The organism is Bacillus sp. SSR7, from assembly GCF_055902415.1.
Genome location: NZ_JBVVXV010000046.1, coordinates 1 through 925, shown reverse-complemented (window position 1 = coordinate 925; position 925 = coordinate 1). Strand labels below are relative to the sequence as shown.

The 925-nt window shown below is 42.8% G+C and carries 1 pseudogene; it reads left to right on the top strand.

Annotation, left to right across the window (positions count from 1 at the left end):
• Positions 1 to 906: pseudogene (malS, locus tag AC0NJG_RS28570) on the top strand (oxaloacetate-decarboxylating malate dehydrogenase); the annotation flags it as partial.
• Positions 907 to 925: the final 19 nt, after the last annotated feature.

Genomic DNA, 925 nt, shown 5'->3' with positions numbered 1-925 from the left:
TTTAATGATGATATTCAAGGTACAGGTGCAGTTTCCCTTGCGGCTGTATTATCGGCAGTGAAAGCTTCTGGTGTACCGCTAAGTGAACACCGCGTTGTTGTGTTTGGTGCTGGTACGGCTGGAATCGGTATCGCAGATCAAGTTAGAGATGCAATGGTCCGCGTAGGCGTATCAGAAGAAGAATCATATAAGCGTTTCTGGTGCATTGATCGTAACGGGTTAGTAACAGATAATATGGAAGATCTTCTTGATTTCCAAATGCCGTATGCAAGAAAAGAAGCGGAAGTAAGTGAGTGGAAGCAAAATGGTGTGATCGGACTTGCTGAAGTTGTGAAACATGTAAAACCGACAATTTTAATCGGTACATCAACTGTTGCAGGCGCATTTAAAGAAGAGATTGTTAAAGAAATGGCTTCTCACGTAGAAAGACCAATCATTTTACCGATGTCGAACCCGACGCCACTTGCTGAAGCAAAACCAGCCGATTTAATCGAGTGGACAGAAGGAAGAGCGTTAGTTGCAACAGGAAGTCCATTTGAACCAGTTACATACAACGGTGTAACGTATGTGATTGGACAATCAAATAACGCACTTATTTTCCCAGGTCTTGGTCTTGGAACAATTGTCGTACGTGCAAGCGTCATGACGGATGGCATGTTTGCAGCAGCAGCTGAAGCAGTTGCGAGCATGGTAGATACAAGTCAGCCAGGAGCACCTATTTTACCAGAAGTTGAAGAGTTACGTAATATCTCGGAAATGGTAGCAATTGAAGTAGCGAAAGTTGCTGTTGCAGAAGGTGTTGCTAGAGAGAACTTAAGTGATAACGATATCAAGATTGCAGTGAAAGAAGCAATCTGGGAGCCTGAGTATCGCCAAATAAAAGCGGTAGAAAAGGTTAGAATATAGAAATAAAGCCCGTTTATAA